General features: G+C 32.5%; 17 protein-coding genes and 1 riboswitch. Of the genes, 7 read left to right on the plus strand and 10 right to left on the minus strand.

The features are described 5' to 3' along the window. Nucleotides 1–26: 26 nt before the first annotated feature. Entirely contained in the window at nucleotides 27–5,054 is a 5,028-nt protein-coding gene (locus tag H7355_RS11130) for a hypothetical protein (protein ID WP_186647451.1), read from the minus strand. Nucleotides 5,055–5,620: 566 nt separating this feature from the next. Here H7355_RS11130 and H7355_RS11135 point away from each other — a divergent pair. Continuing rightward, nucleotides 5,621–6,562 (plus strand): phosphate acyltransferase, encoded by a 942-nt coding sequence (locus H7355_RS11135; RefSeq protein WP_186647453.1) that lies wholly within the window; start codon nucleotides 5,621–5,623, stop codon nucleotides 6,560–6,562. A gap of 41 nt (nucleotides 6,563–6,603) precedes the next feature. On the opposite strand, the gene H7355_RS11140 is transcribed toward H7355_RS11135, so the two are convergent. After that, nucleotides 6,604–7,848, minus strand: a complete 1,245-nt coding sequence (locus tag H7355_RS11140; RefSeq protein ID WP_186647455.1) for an acetate/propionate family kinase — start codon at nucleotides 7,846–7,848, stop codon at nucleotides 6,604–6,606. 443 nt (nucleotides 7,849–8,291) lie between these two features. Between H7355_RS11140 and H7355_RS11145 the strand changes: the two genes are divergently transcribed. Beyond that, a complete protein-coding gene (locus tag H7355_RS11145; RefSeq protein WP_186647457.1) occupies nucleotides 8,292–9,923 on the plus strand; it encodes a hypothetical protein in 1,632 nt (543 codons plus the stop codon). 27 nt (nucleotides 9,924–9,950) lie between these two features. Here the strand turns inward: H7355_RS11145 and proC are convergent, their stop codons facing one another. Next, nucleotides 9,951–10,838, minus strand: a complete 888-nt coding sequence (gene proC, locus H7355_RS11150) for a pyrroline-5-carboxylate reductase (RefSeq protein ID WP_186647459.1) — start codon at nucleotides 10,836–10,838, stop codon at nucleotides 9,951–9,953. A gap of 210 nt (nucleotides 10,839–11,048) precedes the next feature. On the opposite strand from proC, the gene H7355_RS11155 reads away from it, so the two are divergent. From H7355_RS11155 to H7355_RS11170, 4 genes are all read left to right on the plus strand, one after another. Next, the gene (locus H7355_RS11155) at nucleotides 11,049–11,777 is read left to right on the plus strand and encodes an SCO family protein (RefSeq protein WP_186647461.1); all 729 of its coding nucleotides are present in this window, start codon (nucleotides 11,049–11,051) and stop codon (nucleotides 11,775–11,777) included. A gap of 173 nt (nucleotides 11,778–11,950) precedes the next feature. Further along, nucleotides 11,951–14,014, plus strand: a complete 2,064-nt coding sequence (gene fusA / locus H7355_RS11160; protein ID WP_186647463.1) for an elongation factor G — start codon at nucleotides 11,951–11,953, stop codon at nucleotides 14,012–14,014. Continuing rightward, nucleotides 14,004–14,144, plus strand: a complete 141-nt coding sequence (locus tag H7355_RS11165; protein ID WP_186647465.1) for a hypothetical protein — start codon at nucleotides 14,004–14,006, stop codon at nucleotides 14,142–14,144. Before fusA ends, H7355_RS11165 begins: the two co-directional genes overlap by 11 nt. A 77-nt stretch (nucleotides 14,145–14,221) precedes the next feature. After that, complete coding sequence (locus tag H7355_RS11170; protein ID WP_186647467.1) at nucleotides 14,222–14,563, plus strand: c-type cytochrome; 342 nt, start codon at nucleotides 14,222–14,224, stop codon at nucleotides 14,561–14,563. Between the two features lie 6 nt (nucleotides 14,564–14,569). Here H7355_RS11170 and H7355_RS11175 read toward each other — a convergent pair whose 3' ends face one another. The 4 genes from H7355_RS11175 to H7355_RS11190 are packed head-to-tail and all read right to left on the minus strand — an operon-like array spanning nucleotide 14,570 to nucleotide 18,741. Next, complete coding sequence (locus H7355_RS11175; protein ID WP_186647469.1) at nucleotides 14,570–15,619, minus strand: substrate-binding domain-containing protein; 1,050 nt, start codon at nucleotides 15,617–15,619, stop codon at nucleotides 14,570–14,572. A 26-nt stretch (nucleotides 15,620–15,645) separates the two neighbouring features. Beyond that, on the minus strand, nucleotides 15,646–16,785 hold the full coding sequence (metB, locus tag H7355_RS11180) for a cystathionine gamma-synthase (protein WP_186647471.1): 1,140 nt from the start codon (nucleotides 16,783–16,785) through the stop codon (nucleotides 15,646–15,648). Between the two features lie 40 nt (nucleotides 16,786–16,825). After that, nucleotides 16,826–17,737 (minus strand): alpha/beta fold hydrolase, encoded by a 912-nt coding sequence (locus tag H7355_RS11185; RefSeq protein ID WP_186647473.1) that lies wholly within the window; start codon nucleotides 17,735–17,737, stop codon nucleotides 16,826–16,828. Between the two features lie 2 nt (nucleotides 17,738–17,739). Then, nucleotides 17,740–18,741 carry a hypothetical protein gene (locus tag H7355_RS11190; protein ID WP_186647475.1) on the minus strand — a complete coding sequence of 334 codons (1,002 nt, stop codon included), beginning with the start codon at nucleotides 18,739–18,741 and terminating at the stop codon, nucleotides 17,740–17,742. A 163-nt stretch (nucleotides 18,742–18,904) separates the two neighbouring features. Then, a riboswitch (SAM riboswitch) is annotated at nucleotides 18,905–19,029 on the minus strand. Nucleotides 19,030–19,032: 3 nt separating this feature from the next. Between H7355_RS11190 and H7355_RS11195 the strand changes: the two genes are divergently transcribed. Further along, the gene (locus H7355_RS11195) at nucleotides 19,033–19,197 is read left to right on the plus strand and encodes a hypothetical protein (protein WP_186647477.1); all 165 of its coding nucleotides are present in this window, start codon (nucleotides 19,033–19,035) and stop codon (nucleotides 19,195–19,197) included. Here H7355_RS11195 and H7355_RS11200 read toward each other — a convergent pair. From H7355_RS11200 to H7355_RS11210, 3 genes are all read right to left on the minus strand, one after another. Continuing rightward, nucleotides 19,194–19,667: a hypothetical protein gene (locus tag H7355_RS11200; protein ID WP_186647479.1), complete on the minus strand. Its 474-nt coding sequence runs from the start codon at nucleotides 19,665–19,667 to the stop codon at nucleotides 19,194–19,196. The two genes, H7355_RS11195 and H7355_RS11200, sit on opposite strands and share 4 nt — an antisense overlap. 113 nt (nucleotides 19,668–19,780) lie before the next feature. After that, nucleotides 19,781–20,272 carry a hypothetical protein gene (locus tag H7355_RS11205; protein WP_186647481.1) on the minus strand — a complete coding sequence of 164 codons (492 nt, stop codon included), beginning with the start codon at nucleotides 20,270–20,272 and terminating at the stop codon, nucleotides 19,781–19,783. 160 nt (nucleotides 20,273–20,432) lie between these two features. Further along, the gene (locus tag H7355_RS11210; RefSeq protein WP_186647483.1) at nucleotides 20,433–20,915 is read right to left on the minus strand and encodes a hypothetical protein; all 483 of its coding nucleotides are present in this window, start codon (nucleotides 20,913–20,915) and stop codon (nucleotides 20,433–20,435) included. Nucleotides 20,916–21,285 lie beyond the last annotated feature (370 nt).

Consider the following 21,285-nt stretch of genomic DNA (forward strand, 5'->3'; position numbering starts at 1 on the left):
AATATATATTTATTATACACTTAGTATTATTTAACTCTTATTTTGTTTTCTAAACCATTCCAAATCATTAAGTCGTCCTTATATTTATATAAATTCAGGATAAACTTTCCATCAGATAAAAGAATTCTCATAGTATTTCCACCAATATTTTCCAAACCTACAGATTCTTCATTGAGAAAATATATATTTTTTAAGTTTGATGCAATAATCAATGGGGAATTATGATTCTTATAATATAAATCAGAATGAATATATAATTCCGTATCTGTCAAATAGGGTATAATCACAGTGTCTTGTGTAGTTGAAAGTTTATAATATTCGTCATATACTAAACTATATTGTTCCTGAGGTTTACTTATGAAATCACTACTTTTATTCTTCCCAAATAAAATAAATGAAGTGTCATGCAATTTTTTATCCCTAATAGTTTCATGTCCAGTTTCATATATAATATCAAAATCATTCTTAGATATTTCAGCAGATATATTTTTATTATAATCGGCTTTTATTTTATATTGAATATCTGACAAAAATCCAGGTAATTCTATATTTTTTCTAAAATAATTATCCTTAAATTCAATTTTTATGCGAGCAAGATCATCTAAATTATTTATTGATCTCCTTACAAGATTCTTAAATTCTGTTTCATTTAAAGTATCTATTAATGAAAGTATTTTAATTCCATTTGTATCAAATTTAATTGTCAGATTAAATTCAGACTCCTTCTCACTTTTTACGATTGAGAAAATATTTTCTTGTGAACTTGGCAAAATCTTAAGATTACCTTCACTATAAAATATTTCAGATTTACTATTTATATCACTTGAATATTGGATTATATTCCCATTCTCTCCATTAGAAACGCCTAAATTAATTAAAGATATTTTCCGATCTTTATGAGAAACACTGATAATTTCATTGTTATGAAGCTGAACAATATTTGCTTCATCAAAGTTTAGCGCAGAATATTTCACAGATAATTCATTAAAAATATTCCCTTTATTAATAGTTGTTTCCTGACAATAAACATTTTTTATTATGAAATTTTTCTTATTTTTATCATATAATAATTCAATTTTAACATAATTTTCATCATTTCTTTCAAGAAACATATTTAAATAAATATTTGCAAAATCTCCATTGACTTTAATTTTCCTTTCTGCACCCAAAATTCTAGGTAATATGATACTTGACTCGGACTCATCAAATCTAATTTGCTTAATTAAGGTTTGAAAGTTTATATCTCTATTTATACTATGAATTTGAGTTTCTTTATAAGTCTGACTCGATATAGCAAATTTATCCTTTGAGTCTTTCTCATATAAATTATCAATATTTAACGACCAAACATCATGCTGAGTTGAGTTGAGAGTTACTCCTTGAAATAATGTATTCCCAAGTGATATGTCATTGAAACCACCTTTACCAATCAATTTATAGCTAAGATAATTTTCATAATCCGTTTTCAATAAATTTGGAAACTGTATGGATCTAGCGGAATTTTTAGCAAACTCTATGGTTTTGCTTGTAGGTATCTTCTCAAACTTTCCGGTTACAACAATCTGCCCTCTTTCCAATGATAGAAATGGCACAGCAAAAAACCATTTCCACCAAACCATATGTGACGCATCGGTCTTCCCATTCTCAGCAAATATCCCGCCATATTTTTGCTTAATAGTTTGATATTCTTGTGATTCATATAAATTATGATCAGTAAAAACAAAAACATCTCGTGTTTGTTCGTTAGGAGAGTATTTTAAATCAGGTTCTACAGGAACAATAAAGACTTTTTCTAAATATTTTGTATCTATTGTTTTTTTCGCCTCACTCATAAATGCATCATCAAGATTTTTTTCTTCGCGCTCATTTTCATTCACTTTAGTTATTATTTTACCATATTTTATTTCACCACTCTCTAAATTTATAGAGCTTATAATCGCATTTGAACTGAATCTGACATACTTATTACTATCTATTGTATAAGGGTTTATCATTCCTTGAAAAATATTATGAAAGACAGAAGAATCATACTGAAATCTTTCATACATTATTTTGCCAAAAACCATTTCATCAATCACTTGATCGGTAACAACTCCTCCAACTACAATACTGATAGTCGCAGGAATCACAAAAGGTCCACTTGCAGGCGAAAAAAGTGCTGCAATTGAGAAAAAGCTATCCGCAGCTAATCTGAGTTTAGCATCATATTCATCAATACTTCCTGCTTCAGTTTCATGTAAATTTTTAATATCAAAGCCAATATTTGCAGCCATAATTACTATACCAGCGTAGCCTACAGCTCTACCAAGGACTTTGGACACACCTTCGAAACCGATCCCTTTTTTACCCAAATGTTCTGCAAAAGAATTGATTAAGTTTCTTGCTTCTAATACTGACTGAGTGCCTAAAACACCTGCTGTGGCTAAGTGAATAGCCTTGGCAGAAGGCGATTCCTTAATGTCATCCCGCGTCAATATTAAATAAAGAAATGTCGAGTTTATACCAAAATTAAGTATATTTGAGCCATTTTGATAGCCCCATCGTAATTTGTTGACTGTAAATTCAGATAATTTTTTAAATCGAACATATCTTGTGTCTGTTGCATTTAATTCTAATATTAAATTATTTTCTTTATTTTCAAGAATAAATTCTTCATTTTGATCATGTCCAACTTCCCAATTAAGATTATGTATTGAATTATTGCTTGCTTCATAACTTTGAACACGATCTTCTATTAAATTATTAAAATCATTTTCTATTGATAAAGCTTGTATTCCATAAACAATATTTTCATGAGCAACATAGTTTTCTAAAACTTCTGACTTGAATTCCTTTAAATTATCACGCGCTTCAAGAGTTTCTTCACTATGATCACCTTCGTAAGCTTTTCTTTCTGCAAACGAAGATAAGTTCTTTGATGTTTTTTCTATTAAATCCTTTATATATCCTTCAATTTCATAAACACTTTCAGGTGTTTCATTATTATTTTCAGGTTTTTGATTATAAATTATTTCAATTGCTTCTTCATTACATTTGTCTATTTTCCTTTTAATATTTGCTCTCAATTTTTCTATTTCATCATTTTTTATCTTTAATTTTTCTTCTTGCTGACTAGTTCCCATAAACCTTCTAAAAAAAGAATTTTTATTCTTAAAAATTTCCATTCTTATATCATTTTGAGTTTTAATAAGATTTTTTTCTTCTTCCATTGATTTTATAATATCATTTCTCGTATATAAATCGTTAATCTTATCATACTTTCTCTCAAAAAATTTAACATTTTTTTCAGCTTTAGATATAATTTGATCTATTTCTGTTGTGTTTGTTATTTTCTTTTTTAAATATTTTAAAATTCTTAGCTGGTCTTTTGCTTTTATTTTCTCTTCTATAGCAAGTTCATATAAATAATTATCGCTACTGTTGACTATTGAAATTGTCCTAAATTCCGTCGTTATTAATCGATTTTCATTTTTCACCATATCCACATATTCATTTAACATATCCTCAGGAATTTTAGAGATATTTTTATTTTTTTCTTTGAAATTTAAAATAGATTCCTGAAGTTTTAACAGAACATCTCTTTGTTCGTCTAATAATTGTAAAAAATTATTTGCTGCGCTTCCTGAATTATAAACTTCGCCATTACTCAACTGCTTGATCCTATATTGCTCGCTATATCCCAAAGTGGCCTTAGAGTTAAGTATTAGACTTTTTAGGATATCTGCATTTACATTCGATGCCTTAAAACCGTTAGAATCAAAAAAAGTATAAAGATCTTCTCCTTCTCGAGTTGCGCTAAATATATGGGCAGAATTTGAATTAAAGATTAAAAGTTCTGTACTTTTATTTGCATTATCAGATATTATTTTTACTGTTTCATCAATTGAAATTTCATTACTTTCATTTGTTCTTATTATTTCATCGATATCTATCTTTTTTGTAACATATTGAGTTTCATTATGAATTTTGCTATTTAATTCTAATAATTTTGCAGAGTTTTTAATTACTTCTTCATCCATAATATCTGCGTGCGCTAAAAACTCAACAGCCATTCTAAAGTTTTTAAGATATTCAGTCCCTGCACCTTTATTTAACTTTTCATAATAGTTAAATATTTTTGTAAATCCATTGCAATTACCATTTTTAAGGGATTTATATACTTCAGCATCTATTCTCCCTTCCTTAATCTTCTTTATAAATTCACCTTGATTAAAAAACACTGTTTCCGGGAATACGGAGAGATAAGTATTAATCACTTTTTTATATAAAGTAGCTTCCTGAAATGTTGTACCCCACTTAAAATCATTTTCTATTTTTTCGGATATATTTTTATTCAATATATATTCTTTTAGAGTTTCTCTGAAGGTATTAATATTGTCTGACTTACTTATTTTCTGCTCAAATTCAGTCAAAATTTTTAAAAAATCTTCTTTTCTAGAATTTTTATTTAAAATACCAAATAATGATAAAATTCCATTTTTACTATCTATAAATACACGAATTTCATTTTTAAGTTTTGCTTTACTTTCAAAAATATCGATTTCGTTAAGCGGAAGATTTACATTTATCTTAAACTTTAAATCAAGAAGTAAATTAAATAAATCCAATTCTTCTTTACATCTTATATCACTCAAGAGTCTATCAATAAATGCGGACGAATTAAAAAGTTTATTTACGATATTTATGAGATAGATTTGATCATTTGAGTTATTTAAGCTTTTAATTTCATTAAAATTATTCTTGTAGATAATAAAAATCGGATCATTTTCGTCAAAATTTTCTGAATTTTCAATATTTTGCAAGATTGAAGCTAAAAGATTTTTAAGTTGATTGAAATTCGTATTTAAATCATTGTTTGTATTATCATCTAATAATCCGAAATAGGAATAATCCTGATTTGTTTTGGATATTTCTGAATTATTATTAAAACTTCCGCTTACGAGCAGCTTTTCAAAAGTTTGCTTTTCTAAATGCTTGTTAATTTTATTGTTCTTTCCTTTATCACATCCTTCAAATATAATAACTGAGAGTGAACTTAAAACTACTAGCCTCATTTTATTCTGCAATAAATTGAATTTCATTATATTATATATCCATTCTTGAAATAAAAAACAAAATATTTTTACTAAATTAAAATATTTTGTTTTTTACTAAATAATTCGATAAATCGAAATATTATATTTTTAAAACAATTAGTTACGTGTTATTTAAAATTCCATAACCAAATCATTTTCATTATTATATTATAAAAAAAATTTATTAAAGATGTTTTTAATATTTTAGTAAATAAAAAATTTATTAAAATATTTTAATTGAATAAATTTTAAATAATATTTTAATAATCATTATTTAAAATTTATCATTTATTTTAATTATAAAAACAGATATATATTCTATCTTATTGAGAACACAAAATGCCTTATTATTAGACATAATTATAAAAAAAGTTTCTTTGCAAAAATAAAAAGCAAAAATACTAGACTTAACTAACTCGGGCAATTTTTCACCTTCCGTCTTTAATACAGAATAAAAATTTGTTAAATTGAATTTTATTTAATTAAATCATTTAAGCATGAATTAATTAATATTTTTTTATTAATGTTTTAAAAGGAGATCTCAGTTGTTATTTCAAACATTAAATCAAGCAGCAAGAGACAATTTATATGCTCGTGCGAAAAATAAAACCATATCATTACCTGAAGGACAAGATGAAAGAGTAATAAAAGCTTCTGAAATATTAAAAAAAGAATTAAATATTAAAAGTATTTTAGGAAACGCAACAGAATCTGAAAAAAACAAAAATAGCACTTTGGCTATTATGAACAAAATTGCTGAAAAAAAAGGGAAAACACTTTCACCCGCGATGGAAAAAATGGCCATCGACACAACCTTTGAAGGAGGAGCTCTGCTTGCTCTCGGTGAAGTCGATGCCGTCGTGTCTGGTTGCCTAAATTCAACCGCACACGTGATCCGCGCAGCGCTCAACACTGTCGGACTCAAACAAAATACCAAAGTTATAACGAGTGCTTTTCTTTTAGCTCTGCCTAAACCCACGCCGGGTGGAGAAAGTCTTGTTCTCTTTTCTGACTGCGGAGTGATTCCCCAACCTTCAAGTGCAGAATTATCTGACATCGCCTTTTTATCGCAAGAAGCCTTTGCAAATTGGTCAGGAAGCACACCGAACGTCTCGTTTCTCAGTTTCTCAACCACAGGCAGTGCAGAACATCCAGACGTACAAAAAGTGCGCGATGCCTTTCAGCTCTTTCATGAAAAACACCCAAATATTGTGGCAGAAGGCGAAGTACAGTTTGATACTGCAGTTGTACCTACAGTTGCTGCGAAGAAAAATCCAAACGGCAAAGTACAAGGGCGTACCAACGTTTTTATTTTTCCTGATTTAGATTCAGGTAATATTGGTTATAAAATCACTCAGAGGATTGGGGGTGCCGATGCATGGGGCCCTATATTACTTGGCTCAGCAAAACCTTTTTCTGATTTATCACGTGGCGCTTCGGCTGAAGACATCGTACATGCAGCAATTTTAACTTTAGCATTGAGTTAAGAATGCTCCATTCATAAGAAGAGCGTTCTCCTGCTGAGCTATTATGGTGAAGGAACTTTCATAACACAACGGAAAGTGTCGCGCGCAATCATCAATTCTTCATTGGTAGGTATCACCCAAGCTTTTAATTTAGATCCTGGGGTTGAAATTTCTCCCTCAGCACCAAAACATTTTTGTTTATTCAGATTTTCATCGATTTCAAGCCCAAGAAATTGCATATTATCACAAATTCTTCTACGAATTTCCGCTGAGTTTTCGCCAATACCACCGGTAAAGAGAATTGCATCTGCACCACCCATTTCAGTTAAATAGGCACCAATATAATGTTTAATTCTCATCGTAAACATATTGATAGCAAGTGTTGCTCTCCTATCATGATGTTCTTTTTCCTCATCCAACAATTCGCGCATGTCGTTCGTTAAACCTGAGATTCCCAATAAACCTGAAGCTTTATTTAAAAGAATGTCAATATCTGATAAGGATATACCTTCTTTATGAGCCAAAAAATCCATTATAGATGCATCGATATCACCTGCTCTTGTCCCCATGACAAGACCTGCAAGAGGAGTAAATCCCATAGACGTGTCAAATGATTTGCCGTCTTTAATTGCACACGCTGAACAGCCATTACCAAGATGAACCACGATCACATTTAATTTTTCTCTCTCTAAATTTAAAATTGTACGATAGCGATAACTCACATATCGGTGAGACATTCCATGAAAACCATATTTACGAATGCGATAACGACGATAATATTGATAAGGCAATGCATATAAATAATTCACTTCAGGAATTGTAGAATGAAAAGCTGTATCAAAAACCACAACATGAGGAACTTTCTCACCAAATAAAGAGAGAGTGGCTTGTATACCTTTTAAATTTGCAGGGTTGTGCAAAGGCGCAAGATCGATGCATTCTTCAATTTCTTTTAAAACACTTTTATTTACAATAACAGAACTGCTAAATTTTTCTCCACCATGCACAACGCGATGGCCCACTGCATTGATATCTGCAATTGAAGAAATGCCTTCAATATTTAAAGTCCCAGACGTGATTTTGCGAAAGATATAGTCAAGTGCTGCTGAGTGATCACGAATAGGCACTGCTTCTTTGATTTCAATCCCGTTTGTGACAGTTATTTTCGCAACAGATTGAGTGCCGATTCGATCGATCAAACCTTTTACCTTCACTTTATCTTGAGAGACATCAATAAGTGCTTGATCTGTTTCTATGATTTGAAACTTTAGGGAAGAGCTCCCGCTATTTATTACTAATATATTCATACATAAATCCTCCCTGCATGACATATGCAGTTAACTTAGGAATGAGTCCTATTCTTAAAATGCTACAAAAATCAACCCAGAAGAATATGATTATGCCTATTCTTTAAAAAAAAGAAATTAATTAATAAAAAAAAATTAACATAAGCTGAAACATATTTTAGTAAAAAAAATTTTTTAACTTTTAAATAAAAGCAAATCAATAAATTTTTCTTCATTATAATTTATTATTAATTTTTAAATTTTTAAACCCCTTCATATTAATAGATTTTTTTTAACAAATAGAAAACCAATTTATTTCATAAAACAACTGACTAATATTACAAATTTGACAGAAATTTCAATATCCTATACGGTCGCTTCAGGAATACCGGTATTTCTGTTGTGCTAAATTTAATATAAACATTATAAATTAAATATTAATAGATTTGATTATAGAGGTATGTATGTTTAATAAGAAATTGTATTTAATTCCTATTTCTCTTTTCGCTACTATGAGTCTCACTTCATATGCGAATGATGAAGAAAAAATCAAAAATTTTATAAAAGAGTTTCAAGAGAATCCAAGTGCCGTATTAGATAAAATTCCAGAAAAAATTAAAATATCTGAAAATGTTAAAACAATTTCTCGTTTTTCTCAAAAAGACATTCTTAACAATGACTTTATCGAGAAAAAAGATCAATTGCGCTCAGAAATTATGTCTAAGAGGCTAGCAAATACAGAGGGCCACCTCGTTGTTCCTTATTCGGATTATCTTTCTAATGAAGATCCACGTAGCTTTGTAGATTATCCACAAAATTTTACTGATAACATCCAAGTTATTGATTCAAAAAATATTGCCCAAGCTCAGCTTCCATTCAATCCTTGGTCAGATAGTTATTGGCCTCTGTATCAGGGTTCAATCACATATCGTTATGCAGATCCAAATGTGCCAAGATCAAGTAACATAAAAGATTTTGATAATTATGTTTTAAATCAACGTCCCGCTTCACGCTTGATCGCAGAAAACCGGATTGATATGCTATCGCCTGCAGAAAAATATGACTTATTAATGGGCGACAAGAACTTCTCTTTAACAAATTCAGTTCTAAGCGGAATCAGAGGCAGAAACCCCGAAGGTTGGGAAGGAATTTGTCACGGCTGGGCTCCTGTTTCTTATATGTATAAACGCCCCACTCGAAGCGTGACTGTGCAAAACCCTGAAGGAGTTCAAATTACTTTCAGACCATCAGATATTAAAGCACTCAATTCCTTACTTTGGGCAAATTTAAATGTGAATACAAAATTCTCAGGGCAAAGATGCAATGACAAAAACCCTCCAAAAGATGCCAACGGAAGAATTGTTAGCCAGGATTGTTTTGATTCAAATCCTGCGGCCTTTCACCTTGCCCTCGTTAATCAAGTCGGAATAAATAAACGGAGTTTTATCTTTGATGCTTCCTTTGATTATACCGTTTGGAATCAACCTATCCTTGGCTATAAATACGTATATTATAACGTTTTAACAGGCCAAGTAAGTAATAAAGCAGAAAGCGTAATGATCAGAAATGCTGATTATACCAAGGATACCTTTGCTAAATATCGTTCAGGAAAATCTGCATATATAGTGGGAGTGAAAGCGACCATTGACTATATGGTAGAAACCTCTCCTTCGAAAGCAAATTCTGACAGCCCAAACCAAGATGGTATTTCACGCGTTGAATATTATTATGATTTAGAAATCACTCAAGATGGAAAAATAACAGGTGGCGAGTGGTATCAAAATGCACACCCTGACTTTATGTGGACACCTGTTGCTGGCCAAGATGTAAGTTCAAGAGCAGTTCCAAAAACCGGCTTAAACTATGGTGCAGAATTTGCCTATCACAATTTTTGGTGGAACAGCAATCCACGTTCCCCACTGAAAGAGTGGTTACCTTATTCTGTTAGAGCAGCGCAGACATATTCTGTTCCGCTCGAAAATGTCGTGCACAATCTGAATGCTTGGGCTGCCTACCCTGTTGTTAATAATCAAGCACCTGAAAATTGTGCACAGCAACCTTGTGTGCCAAGTGTTTACTCATGGTATCGAAATTAATTTAAAGGGAATATGACAGCATCATTCTTAAGAGTTATGTTGTACAATTTTCCCTTCAACGACCTGTGCAAGTGAAGCGCTTTTTTCAGTTGCAGTGACTACAGCGGAGATCAACATAGGTCTTAGCCCATGCTTTTCCAATTCATGAATTGCACTGATAGTCGTTCCACCAGGGGTTGTAACTTGATCCCTGAGTATCGCAGGATGTAAACCGGTTTCTTGCACAAGCTTAGCTGCCCCGAGCACAGTCTGGGTAGCAAGCTCGAGTGAAAGTTGACGGGATAGCCCCATCTTTACTCCACCGTCAGACATTGCTTCGATAATCATATAAATATATGCAGGTCCACTGCCACTGAGGCCAGTGACTGCATCGAGTTGCTCTTCTTGCACAATCCAAGTTTTACCTACAGATTCAAAGATATGTTTTGCTTGTTCGATATTTTGCATAGAAGTTTTCTTACTCCCACATAGCACACTTGCTGAACAATCCACTGTTGAAGCTATATTTGGCATACAGCGTACCACAGGACAATCGTTTGAAAAGTATTTATGAATAAGTTGCGTTGGCACTCCAGCTAAAATTGAAATCACCAGCGGAAAAGTATCCGAGCCAAGTAAAATGGGTTTCCAGCGTTCAACAGCTTCCAGGAAATTTTGTGGTTTTACACACAGAAGAATGGTATCGCCAGCTTTTAAACGTAATTTGTTATCGATATTTACAATATCATTATAACTAAAATAAGTAATTTTTTTTAAATCGATACCTTCAGGGGATTTCTCCAAAGGATCCAATGGGAATTTATCGCAGACATAAATTTCGCATTCATGCTTACGACTTTGCAAGCCACGCACAAGAGCTTTCCCCATATTTCCAAAACCAATTACAACTATTTTTCCAGAAAGACTATTTAACACAGAAATTATCCTCCAAAGGTCAAAAATCCAACATCAGGATACTCTCAGTAAGTAGGAGGAGCAACACTTTACTGCAGCAACTCAACTCTATGAATTCAAATAGTGACTTGAATTTATGAAAAAGTTCATTATATTACACTCATATCAAAGGAATTTCTCCTTTGGAAATAAAATTCGATTTATGATGCATAAATTTCACGAGATTAAATTATGTTTTTAAAAAAATTAAGCCTCATCAAGTTCTTTCTATATTTCATTTTTTTATCTTTTACTTTTCTTACTAATGCAAAATCATCTAATACAAATAAACAGATAAATGAAAACCCCACCGACGATGAAATATTTGAAAAATTGAACACAAAATTAGATTTAAATCTAACTTTTACAAATCAAAATGGTAAAAAAGAAAGCCTTAAAGATATATTGGAAGAAAAAAAAATACTTATTTTAACATTAAATTATTTCAGTTGCACAACAATGTGTACTTTTCAATTTCTTAATTTATCAAAAGCCCTCCAAAAAATGAATTGGCCAATTGGTAAAGGATTTAAAATTGTTACTATAAGCTTTGATCCCAAAGATACTATTGAAAACTCTAAACTATTAAAAGAAAATTGGGCCCCGAAAACTGGGCAAAAAAATGCTCAATGGGATTTTTATGTAAGTACCCAAGAAAATATTCAATCACTCACAAAACAATTAAATTTTTATTACAAACCTGATTCAGATGGAGAAACCTATTCTCATATAGGAGCACTTTATTTTATAAAACCAGATGGCACTTTTTATCGCTATCTTTATGGTATTTCATATGAAGCTGAGGATATTAAACATGCTCTTATTGATACATCAAACGGAGAATTAGGTTCTTTTCTAGAAAAACTACCCTTAAAATTCAAAAAATATCAGCCAAAAATTGGAAAATACACCCCTAATTAAATTTCCCGTTGTTGCCCCAATTCTTCTTTCTTTTCCCAAATACCAAAAAATCATCTTTTTCTCAGATATTGATTTTTAGAGATAAATTGTATACCTAGTCATTTGCACGATTATTGAATTATTATGCAATAATCTCGATTTTTTGTCCAAGATTCATTTTGAAAGAAAACATTATGTCGCAAGATCTCAGCAAATATCGTAACATTGGTATTATGGCTCACATTGACGCAGGGAAAACAACCACCTCTGAGCGCATCCTCTACTACACAGGCCGCAGCCACAAATTAGGTGAAGTACACGAAGGCACCGCCACTATGGACTGGATGGTTCAAGAACAAGAACGTGGAATTACAATTACCTCTGCTGCTACAACGACATTTTGGAAAGATCATAGAATCAATCTGATCGACACCCCTGGACATGTTGACTTTACAGTAGAAGTTGAACGATCCCTGCGCGTGCTGGATGGAGCTGTTGCAGTTTTTGATGGAGCAAATGGTGTTGAACCGCAATCCGAAACTGTATGGCGGCAAGCAGATAGGTATCATGTTCCTCGCATCGCCTTTTTAAATAAAATGGATAAAGTGGGCGCAGACCAAGATATGTGCATTCAATCCATGCGTGATAAACTCAATGCCAATGTTGCCTTTGCTCAACTTCCTATTGGGAAAGAAAGTTCTTTTTCTGGCATGATCGACCTTATCGAGATGCGTGCCTTTGTCTGGATGAATGATGACAAAGACACCGCACCTCTTATAAAAGAAATCCCAGCAGATATGCTTGATGATGCTCAAATATATCAACAAGAACTCATAGAAAATCTTGCCGACTTCGATGACACTCTAGCAGAAGCTGTCCTATCTGACAGCAAACCCACAGTCGCTCAGATTAAAAATGCTTTACGCAACGCCGTTATCAACATGAAAATCGTTCCAGTATTCGTAGGTTCATCCTTTAGAAATAAAGGTATTCAACCGCTCCTCGATGCCGTTGTGGACTATCTTCCCTCACCTCTCGATCTCCCACCAGTTGAAGGTATAGAAATTGAAGGTGTCGTAAAAGCGAGCAAACGTGCTCCAAGTGAAGATGAACCTTTTTCAGGTATTGTTTTTAAAATTATGACTGACCCTTTTGTGGGTGCGTTATTTTTTATGCGCATTTATTCTGGTTCAATAAAAACAGGCGATGCCATGCACAATACTTTGAAGAATAAAAAAGAACGCGTGACTAAAATATTACGTATGCATGCAAATGATCGTGAAGAATTGCAAACAGCATCTGCTGGAGAGATCGTTGCGGTCGTTGGTCTTAAATTTGCTACAACTGGAGACACTCTTTGTGATCCGCACGCACACATTGCATATGAGTCTATGCGCTTTCCCGATCCTGTGATTTCGCTTGCCATTGAACCCAAAAGCAGTGGAGATTTAGATAAATTAAATCAAAGTCTCAATCGTTTGGCGCAAGAAGATCCGTCATTGCGAGTTTCTACGAGTGAAGAAACAGGTCAAGTTCTTATTTCAGGTATGGGTGAATTGCATTTACAAATTATAGCAGATCGTTTGTTAAGAGAATTTAAAGTCAATGCAAATGTTGGTAATCCTCAAGTTTCTTATAGGGAATGTATTTCAATTGCTGCAACTGGAAGTGACACTTTTTCACGCGCAATTCAAAATAAAACTTTCTCAGCTAAAGTAACAGTTGAAATTGAACCTAATAATGCAAAAACCAGCATTGATATCCATGTGCCCGCAAAAGCACAAGTGCCCGCAAATATTATTGCTGCCATCAAAGAATCATTACAAGGAGCCGTCGGCAGTGGTTCTCTCTGCGGTTATCCACTTGTTAACTTGAAAGTCAATGTAACAGATTACTCATATGATCCTCAGGCCGTCGATGAAGTCGTCTATAAAGTTGCAGCAAGCAATGCTCTTAGAGCTGCATTGGCAGCAGCTAAACCAGTTATGATGGAACCTATTATGCAAGTTGAAGTTGTTGTTCCCCCTGATTTCAGCGGAACAATTGTTTCAGATGTAAACAGTCGCCGTGGACATATTTCTGGGCTCGACAATCGTGGCCATTTACAAGTTGTCCATGCCAATATTCCGCTTTCAGAACTTTTTGGCTATGAAACAGACATTCGCTCCCTTTCGCAAGGACGCGCTAGCAGTTCTATGCAGTTTTTACGTTACGAAACATTGCCTAAAAATTTACAAGACAAAATACTTGGTAATTAACGATATTTCTATTGGTTCTGCATTACAACAACTTACTTCACAAAAGCAAACGAATGGTAAAACGAGCGTATTTATGCTTTCACTGAGCTATGCATTTTCAAGTGATGATGAGAATAAAAGTGGAATTTAGGGATATTTGACACTTTCTTAAATATCTAATAAAAAGAAATGATCATAAAAGCTCTATTTCTTGAAAAGGAATTTTTTATGAAAATTGTTATGATAAATATATTTTCTATTTTTTTATTACTTGTTAGTTTTCAAGCCACTTCTAAAGATGGTAAAGTTAATCCCGCCTTAACCCAAGGAGAAAAACTTTACGTAGATAATTGTAAGATGTGCCATGGTAGTAATGGAGATGGAAATGGACCGGTTGGAAAAAATTTAGCGCCTAAACCGAAACATTTAAAAGCGTACAGTGCTAAACAAATTATAAAGATTTTAACAGATGGAAATGTTTCAATGATGGCACATTTTAAAGAGAGTTTAAGTCAATCTCAAAAAGAAGCTATTGCTCAATATTGTGAAAAAACTTTTTCAGACAAATAACTTAAATCATTTTTTATTCCATATTTTTAGATACGCATCTCTATAATTCGTATTTACTTCCAAACCTTCTAGTCCAACTATTTTTTTGAGAGTTTCCGATGAAAATAATATAGGCTCAGAAACATATCCACTCGGTTTTTCACCTGAAAAAGCCCTATTTAACTCGTCAATAATTTGCCAACCTTGTGCATTTAAAGGTTCACCAATTGTTGCTAACTGCTGTGAATCACCAGATTTTATTCTTTTAAATGCTTTTAACGAACCATCACCAGCAGCAACATTAATTATATCCGTTCTTTTGTTACTTTTTAAAGGGCTATCCATTTTAATGAAGTAGTAATCATTAATTGCTAAAGTAAAGGTCCATTCCATACCATATTTTGCAATTAACCGTGGAACAGCTTCTGGTACAAGAACATCTGCTTTAGAAATAGGGATATCTTCAATCGTTAAAAGTTTGCATTTTTCACACTTAATCAAGGTATCTTTCATCTGTTCTGTTTTGGCATTTGCCACAGCAAAACGACTGTCATTAAAAATGATCACCCCAATTTTATCTTTTCCAGAATTAATAATATAATCTGTAGCCATTTTTGCTACAACAATAGGATCTGTCGAAATATTTACAAATAAATCATAATATGGCCCTGGATTTTCCGAAGCATGCCAACCAACAATGGGTATTTTTGCTTTCCGGGCCTGAGCTAAAATTTCTCTATAATCATCTGGCTGAAACCCACCTAAAATAATTCCGTCTGGCCTTGAACTCACAGTATCTGATAAACCCTTGCGCAATCTATCTGGATTGCCTTCTCCATCGAAAGTTTTCACTTTCCAGCCAATTTCGTCAGCTGCATTCTCCACTGCTTTATAAACACCTAAAACTCCACCATTTTTAAAATCAGAAGCCACAAAAACAATATACTTTGACTTCATAGCTTTGGGACCGTCAACAGGACCTTTCCACTCATTTGCTTGGAGTTTAAAAGACACTAAAAACATTATTATTAAGAAAATCATGAAGCGAAAGAACTTAGCAAATGTATTCCTCAACATATTGCTCTCCAATGAATCGAAAAATATTATAAAGCTTCTTTGATATCTTGTAATAAATCTTCACCGTCTTCAATGCCAATGGATAGGCGCAAGAGAGTGTCTTGAATGCCTGCACTTCTTCTTGCCTCTTCCGACATAGATGCATGAGTCATGCTTGCAGGATGGGCTATCAGACTTTCAATACCGCCCAGCGACTCAGCCAAAGAAAAAAATTTGAGTTTTGCAACAAATTCTTTGAGTTCTTGAAAACCACCCTCAATTTCAAAACTAAGCATTGCTCCAAAACCATTTTGTTGTTTTTTTGCAATCAAATGATCTTCATGACTTTTGAGTCCTGGGTAATATACTTTTTTAATTTTTGCATGTGAATTTAAATATTCAGCAATTTTAAAAGCACTTTCCTGTTGCTTTTTAATACGCACTTCGAGAGTCCGTAAACCTCTTAATGTGAGCCAACTGTCGAAAGGAGCTCCTGTTAAGCCCAATGCATTTGCCCACCAAGCCAATTTTTCAAAATCTTCTTGAGCTTTTGCAATCACACATCCACCTACAATATCACTGTGTCCATTTAAATATTTTGTTGTAGAATGAATAACATAATCAGCGCCCAATTTAATTGGACTTTGGCCAAGAGGCGATAGAAAAGTATTATCAGCAATGACTTTAGCACCTACTTTATGGGCTAAAGTCGCTATTTTTTCTATATCAACAATTCTTAATAAAGGGTTGCTAGGTGTTTCTATCCAAACCTGTTTGGGACTCAATTCAAGAGCTTTTTTTAATTCATCGGGATCGCGTTGATTGACAAAGAGAACATTAATCTGCTCCTTTTCTTTTAATGCATTGAGCAGACGCCATGTTCCTCCATAACAATCATGGGGTGCAACAACGAGATCACCCTGCTTTAACACTTGCAAAATTAATGTGATTGCGGACAAACCGGAGGAAGTCACGACAGCACCATGGCCACCTTCAAGCTGATTAATTGCTTCTGCTAATAAATTTCGAGTCGGATTGCCGCTCCGCGTATAATCATATTCTCTTCTTTTGCCAATTTCTTCAAAAGCATAATTTGCAGATAAATAAAGAGGTGGAATAACGGATCCATATTGAGTGTCTGACACTATACCTGACCGCACACAATTCGTTACCAACTGGGATGTCATATAAAATTCCTTTCTAAAAAGATAAGACTGCAACAAAAATTTACAAAATATTTTTTAATATATTTGAAATCTTTTCTGTTTCATTTAAATAAGAATCATGCCCATAAATAGATTCAAAATCATAAACATTTGTTTTAGATTTTATTTCTTTTGCAAATTGTGTGATTTGACTCAGAGGCGTTATTTGATCAGACTTACAACAAATAAGACTTACATGTTTGGAAGAAATATTTTTAGCTGCGACCTTATGTTCATTTATAGATTTTGAAAGATTCAAAAAACGCTCTGATGAGAATGAAGTAACGAAATCTTCTCCTTTTTTCTTAAGATAACTCACAACCGAATTATCATGACAGGCAAATCTTGAATTTATTTCTTCGCTACTCCTGTACGTTATTATACCAAGTTGTCTTGCTGTCGCAAGAGCTTCTTTTTCTTTGTCTGTACCTTTATTCAATTCAACAATTTTTTGTTGAATAAGGCGCAGTGCGTAGCTTTGTGGAACACTTTCATGCGATGCACCTAAGGCAATTATATGTTCTATTGTTTGTGGATACAGTTCTGCAAATGCTAAGGCAACCATTCCACCATAAGAGTAACCAACAAAATATTTTAAGTGAGAAATTCCGAGATGCCGTAATAAAAATGAAATTGCTTCTGCTTGATCATGGGTTTTAACGTTTTCAAAATCTAAATAATCAATACTTATTACACAAAATTTATTGAGATCTATGCATTTATCATAGCCAACGATATTGTCCCACCAACCTTTAATTTGTTTTGTTTGCGAAGAAAAAATATATTTTGTTGAAGATATTCCCCCTTGAACAACAATTACCGGACCTTTTAAATTACCAGAGATTAAATAATCAATATAGACTTTTTGTTCCTTCTGACACGTATAATAATTTAGTTTTCCACACCCGACCTGAAATAAATTACACTTTTCCATTTTTACACCTCGTTTATAGGACATAAAAAAGAAAGATCTTCAACGATTGCTTTTGCAGTACCAACAGGTCCAAGGCCATTTCCTAAATAAACAATTTTTTTATCTCCTGATAAATTATATTGATAAGCCACACTTTCTGCAGTTGTATTTAAAGGTGATTTTAAATCGATCTCTTCATATTTAACATGTATGTTCCCTAACCTATCAACTCTTCCAACTAAACGAGTGGTTTTACCATCTTGTTTTCGTTTCTGCAGTAAGTTAGGATTGAGACTTTCGATGTGCTCTCTCTTTATATCTTCAGGCAATATTTTTAGTCCGAAAACAATTTTTGCAACGATTGCAAGTTTTATTGCTGCATCTGTGCCATCAAAATCAAATGTGGGATCTGCTTCAAGTAAGCCAAGCTTACGCGCTTTAGCAATACCTTCTTGTAAACTTAATCCCTGTTCAATTTCTTTTATGATTGCTGTTGTTGTCGCATTTCCAACTATTGAAATAGCTAGGCAATTGTCTTTTAATTCCTGCAAATTTTTAACTAAATTAAGTCCTGTTCCACCTATAACAGCATTGAGTCCAATTTTATCAGGAAATTCTTCGATAAGTTCATCAGCTCCATATGAAAGAGCATCTTTAGCAGCCAAAATAAGGTAACTACCACGCTTTAAAATTTCTCGAGAACGCTTGAGACTTGTCCGTGCATTTTTTAGATTCGTGGGAGTCGCATCGATGACAATATCGGAAGGATTTATAAAATCATAGCTTTTATCTGATATATATTCAGCATTTTCGTAGCTCGAAAGCTTGTATTTATTTTTCCTTTTAATATTTAAAATATTTTTAATATCCAGCCCAGATGAGTCATATAAAGTAGATTTAGAATCCGAAGCTCCGGTTAATATATAATTACGAGAATTTAAAAGCTCTAAAAAAGAACTCCCTACATTACCAACGCCTAAAATATGTATCGTGGAGGGTGAGATTTGTTGAGAAATATGAGACATAAGTGTTACTCCAAAAAAAATTTTAAAAAGTACATAAAATACTTTTGAATTCTAAAAGCAGAATTCATTTATAAAATTGGAGAACCCAGATGAATTACCAAAGAAGTGAGGATCTTTATGGGAGACGTGCATAAATAAAGATGATCTTATGCACACTCTTTCGATCTCATCTACCGGCAAGCCACAATGGGCATCCGAAGGATTTGGCACCGTTCCAAAGTCACTTTAAAGTGTTTGGAGGTTGCCCCGGCGTCGTAGGGCCTGTCCCTCTGCCGGTCTTGATGAGTCAAGATGTTTTTTACTATACTAAAAAAAATTAAAGACGCAATAGTCCATCTTGAAAACAGTCAAAACGAACCGAATGATTACCATGCGTCACTCACACCTAAGGGGAGCCTATATTCAGGCCAAGTTTCCTTTAAGCAAATCCAAGTCGGATTTTTTCCAAATGGTTAACCCCTAAATGAGTAAAAAATTTCGTCATTATCTCCTGAACTATTTACGGCAGCATGGCCTGGAAATATAAAATACTTATTATTTTTAAAAATTAACAACATCTGATAAAGTTTTATAGGATTTGAATCCGCTGGTTGAATATAATAGTCCTTTGGGCATAGCTTATAATTATTTTTTGCTTCTGAAGTTTCAACATGAAACATATCTGTTACGAGTGGCGTTTTATTTACAAAATCTCCACTTAATTCATGATGCACTTCGCCTACAACAAATGCAGCAGAGCCATCTTTATTCGATGCCCAATGATAATCAAAACTATTTTGCTTATTTACACAAAGCAGAAATTTTTTTTCTCCTTGGGCACTTGAACTAATAAATCTAAACGGCTTAGTTTCAGTAGATTCTAAAGATACTGCATAGGACTGGCTAAAGACTGCTAACAAAGATAATGCAAATTTTAAAATTTTCATAAAAGAACTCCTACAACTTTAAAAAAATTACAAAAAATTTACTTAATATTAAACAAGAGAACTACCCAAACGAAGAACTGACAAGTGTAAACAATTTTACAAAGCCAAACTGTTTATCCTCTATACGCAAAGAATAAATCATCGGTAGCTTCTTTATTTTCAATTTGATTTATATTTTCAACTTCAGCATGACCTGGGAAAATATAGTATTTATTTTCTTTACTAATTAACAACAATTGATAAAGTTTTATTGGATAATAATCTGCTGGCTGTATATAATAATCCTCTGGACAAAGATTAAATAACTTTTTGGCTTCTGATTTTCCGACAACAAAAAGTTCTGCAACCACTGCATTTTTAGTTACAACTTCTCCGCTAATAGCATGATGCGGTTCTCCCATAACATATGCAACAGAACGATCTTTTGTCGTTGCCCATATATAATCAAAACTATTATCTTTATGCACACAAAGAAGATATTTTTTTTCACCCAGCTTGCTTTTCTGCTGATTATTAAAAGAATCATTTTTATTTGATTTTGATGAATATGCATAGAATTGAGAAAAAATAACAAGCAAAGCCATTCCTAATTTTAAGGTTTTCAATGCATAACTCCTTCTAATAAAAGTAAACAGACAATTTTTATTAACATTCAAACAATCAAACAGAAAAGCACAAAGTGTGTACATATTTAAGATTGACTCATTTATATCTCCTTTCGTTTTAATCTAGAATAATCAAACACATTCTAATTTTATCGCATTTTTACCCGATTGACCAACCAGCTAAAGTATCTATATTGAATTGTTTATGATCAGTTCCTTTCACTTCTGAATGCCCTGGAAATATATAATATTCATTTTTAGAATTAATAAGGATCATTTGATAAAGCTTTTTAGAATACGAATCGGCTGGTTGCAAATAATAATTCTCTGGACAAATATGAACAATACCCTGCAAAGATTCCATATTTATCCTAAAAAGATCAGTAACAATAGAAGTGTTAAATTTATTAACTCCTGTGACTTTTTCATGAATTCTTCCACGAACATATGCATAAGATCCATCAGACTTTTTTGCCCATAAGAATTTAGAATTGTCAGAATAATTTACACAAAGAATATACTTAATATCAGTATAAATCATTTTACGAAAATCAAGTGGCGAAAAAAAATGATAATCTTGTGCGAAAGATTTTGATTGTATAAAAATTGCGAGCAAAGCAAAACTTAAAGATAAAATCCTCATAAATCATCCTTATGAATAAAAAAATTACACGAAAATTTAGCTAATCTAATATGAATTTATATTTTCAAATTTTTACAATAATTCTATTATTTTTAAAAAAGTTTAGAAGTTTGACATTCAATCTTTTTAACATTTTTTAATAGTTATTCACTTTTATAGAATACGATACACAAATCAATTAATATTTTACTAAAAAAGATTTGATAAAACAGACAAAGCAAGATCTTATCCACATTAAAGTTTTAAAAAAATTAGTCAACCTTTTGAGGATATCATAACCATTTTAAAATTAAAAAATGACTTAACAAAATTAAAATTAAAAAATTTACCAAAATAACAACAATTCTGTTTTTTGCACAACATTAAAAGA

The sequence above is a fragment of the Fluviispira vulneris genome, assembly GCF_014281055.1.
GTDB classification, from domain to species: domain Bacteria; phylum Bdellovibrionota_B; class Oligoflexia; order Silvanigrellales; family Silvanigrellaceae; genus Silvanigrella; species Silvanigrella vulneris.

Bases quoted from the DNA above. Each gene is read 5' to 3' on its own strand.
- H7355_RS11130 (WP_186647451.1), bottom strand. From the start codon at position 5,054: ATGAGGCTAGTAGTTTTAAGTTCACTCTCAGTTATTATATTTGAAGGA.
- H7355_RS11140 (WP_186647455.1), bottom strand. From the start codon at position 7,848: ATGAATATATTAGTAATAAATAGCGGGAGCTCTTCCCTAAAGTTTCAA.
- H7355_RS11145 (WP_186647457.1), top strand. From the start codon at position 8,292: ATGTTTAATAAGAAATTGTATTTAATTCCTATTTCTCTTTTCGCTACT.
- H7355_RS11155 (WP_186647461.1), top strand. From the start codon at position 11,049: ATGTTTTTAAAAAAATTAAGCCTCATCAAGTTCTTTCTATATTTCATT.
- fusA (WP_186647463.1), top strand. From the start codon at position 11,951: ATGTCGCAAGATCTCAGCAAATATCGTAACATTGGTATTATGGCTCAC.
- H7355_RS11170 (WP_186647467.1), top strand. From the start codon at position 14,222: ATGAAAATTGTTATGATAAATATATTTTCTATTTTTTTATTACTTGTT.
- H7355_RS11175 (WP_186647469.1), bottom strand. From the start codon at position 15,619: ATGTTGAGGAATACATTTGCTAAGTTCTTTCGCTTCATGATTTTCTTA.
- metB (WP_186647471.1), bottom strand. From the start codon at position 16,785: ATGACATCCCAGTTGGTAACGAATTGTGTGCGGTCAGGTATAGTGTCA.
- H7355_RS11185 (WP_186647473.1), bottom strand. From the start codon at position 17,737: ATGGAAAAGTGTAATTTATTTCAGGTCGGGTGTGGAAAACTAAATTAT.
- H7355_RS11190 (WP_186647475.1), bottom strand. From the start codon at position 18,741: ATGTCTCATATTTCTCAACAAATCTCACCCTCCACGATACATATTTTA.
- H7355_RS11195 (WP_186647477.1), top strand. From the start codon at position 19,033: ATGTTTTTTACTATACTAAAAAAAATTAAAGACGCAATAGTCCATCTT.
- H7355_RS11200 (WP_186647479.1), bottom strand. From the start codon at position 19,667: ATGAAAATTTTAAAATTTGCATTATCTTTGTTAGCAGTCTTTAGCCAG.
- H7355_RS11210 (WP_186647483.1), bottom strand. From the start codon at position 20,915: ATGAGGATTTTATCTTTAAGTTTTGCTTTGCTCGCAATTTTTATACAA.